We start from the raw sequence: 2,244 nt of genomic DNA, 5'->3' as shown, positions 1-2,244 counted from the left end.
AATGCTGCGGACGAATGATGAACGAGAACCGAAGCAGATCACAGAGATACACAACTGGATACTCGACGAACTGGACCTTATTGAGGGAGACCGTCCGACTCTGGCTGGTGCCTTAGTCCTTTCAGTAGACGAACCACGCCCGCTCATTCAGGCAATTATCGTTGCAAGCTCTCGAACAGCCGAGAGAGTCCTACGATCGAGTCTCGGGATTGAAGATGAAGTTCTACCTCGCCGAGAGTTCGACAGTCTGCTAGCGGGTGACTGGGAGGAAACAATCCTCGGGCCGCTTCTCGGGTCTGCCGGCTTCGTGACGATCTACCCAGATAGTGTAGAACCGAACTTCGAGCGCATCGAACCAGTGCTTGAAGCACAGAGAGAGGTACCGACCGAAGCTGCCATCGCTGAGAGCTATCTACACGTTCTCCCACAGCTTTCAGGTATCGAAGATGGTGACTGTCTTAAGGCCATCACGGAGCGATTGGTTGGAGAACTATCGAACGATTCATTCTCATTGGAATCAGTCGCTGCCTCGCTCGCAGATAACGCTGTACTCCTTCACGACACCAGTGAGGTTGAAGACGCAATCGAGGAGCAACACGACGAGTACGAACGTCAATTTGAGACAGTGCGTTCCCTACTGGCCGCACCAGTAGAAACCGAACTGTCACAGGTCGACGTTGGAAGGCGGGTCAGCGTTTCTGATGTTCGTGGTGACACTGAAATCAGCGAGGCTGGTCGAGACGTTCTCATCAACATCATCGCCACTGTCTCTGCCCACTCGAGGTTCTCGACCTTCGATTTGGGCTTCGTGACCGATCGGCTCGATGCGACGCCTTATGAACTCTATCAGGTCCTGTCCGAAGTTCCCGGCGTCGATTGCGAAATCAATGGCAACGAGGTCATCGAATTTGCTACTGTTCCGGCCCAGGTTGACGGCAGCAGTCTCCAAGAGCAGTACACCACACATCTCATCGATCGGTGCGCAGCAGTCAAGCGGCGAATCAAGGTTCTGTCCCGAGCGTCAGTGACGACATTGTCACCAATTGCTACTGACGCCATTATTGCTCAAGATTACGACTCTCTTTCCGACGGTGACGTTGCGCCAGCGTACTTCACATTTACCCTCGTTGATCCTGACGCTCTCGGCGAGAAGAAGATGGACGACTACGTGGGGGATTCTCGTGGTCTTGGACGGGAACGAGCGAGGTTACGGCGCTGGCACGAAAATCGACCTGCTGGGATGCGGTCGTACACGGCGATGACCGACCGCCTGTTCAGCCTCGGGCTCGAACGCGATCTCGACGACAAGGTCCTCCGGATTATGACTCCGTTTGACGACGACACGTTCAACGAATACGTCTCCCAGATACGGCGCCTCCTGCAACAGGGATTCGAATTACGATTGCTGACCCGCCACACGAAAGAACCCTGGGAGTGGCGGCGTCTACAGCAGAACCTGCTCAGCGAAATTAAGCAACATCGCGAGCAGGTCACGATACGTAGCTATTCGCGCTTCAAACAGCACCAGCGGGTAACTCCAGACATGGATTTCCGTGACCTTGGTGAATTCGGCATCCACGGGAAGGTTCAGACCATCGGGAGACCAGAAGAAGGCGCAGCATTACTCGGTTCGGCGAACTTTATGGAGAACAGCTACGATTGGAACCCCGAGTGCGGAGTGTATACAGAACGAATACAGTTCGTTGATGCTGCCGTCGAGTTCTTCGATATTGTGTGGGATCTCGCTGAATCCGATGAACTATCCACTGAACGCCTACAAGAGGTGCCGAATCATCAACTTGTACCAACCTACTACAGTTGAGGATTCACCGTCTACTCACACCAACAGTGAACTGGCCCGGTGTTCTTCTCTTCGCCCTGTGATTCGATTTCGCAAACGAAGAATTCCCCTTCTGGATACATAATGTACCGATCTTCGTCGATATTCTGAATGGAAGCCACATCCTCAACCTCCCAATCAGCGTCTTCATTGCCGTCCCACGTGTAGTAGTCGTCCTCCCCATCTACTGCGAAGTCGAGCACCCCCGTTCCGCTACCGACGATGTGCTGAACCCGGCTTAGTCGGGTCGATTGCGTGATTCTGGCCATAGGTCTCCTTCATTCGGCTACGGTAATCAATGTCCGCCCCTTCAGAAAAGGGAGTAGTGCCACCGATGGAACTGGCAACTCCCAAGCATTCCAGGTGGGACGACGGGCACTTCCACCGCCGCGCATCCCACTACG

2 protein-coding genes are annotated in these 2,244 nt (G+C 54.0%); one reads left to right on the top strand and one right to left on the bottom strand.

Annotated elements, in window-relative coordinates:
* The coding region (locus tag AN233_RS11625) for a phospholipase D-like domain-containing protein (RefSeq protein ID WP_058366951.1) at window positions 1-1,822 on the top strand (1,822 nt) is incomplete at its 5' end.
* 11 nt (window positions 1,823-1,833) lie between these two features.
* Here AN233_RS11625 and AN233_RS11620 read toward each other — a convergent pair.
* Window positions 1,834-2,109: a hypothetical protein gene (locus AN233_RS11620; protein WP_004514830.1), complete on the bottom strand. Its 276-nt coding sequence runs from the start codon at window positions 2,107-2,109 to the stop codon at window positions 1,834-1,836.
* Window positions 2,110-2,244: the final 135 nt, after the last annotated feature.

Origin of the sequence: Haloparvum sedimenti (genome assembly GCF_001462205.1) — an archaeon.
GTDB lineage: Archaea > Halobacteriota > Halobacteria > Halobacteriales > Haloferacaceae > Haloparvum > Haloparvum sedimenti.
Note: the sequence above shows the minus strand (reverse complement) of the source record. Positions and strands in the feature narration are given on the sequence as shown.

What these genes read in the sequence shown, in the direction of transcription:
- AN233_RS11620 (WP_004514830.1), bottom strand. Translation starts at nt 2,109, where the DNA reads ATGGCCAGAATCACGCAATCGACCCGACTAAGCCGGGTTCAGCACATC.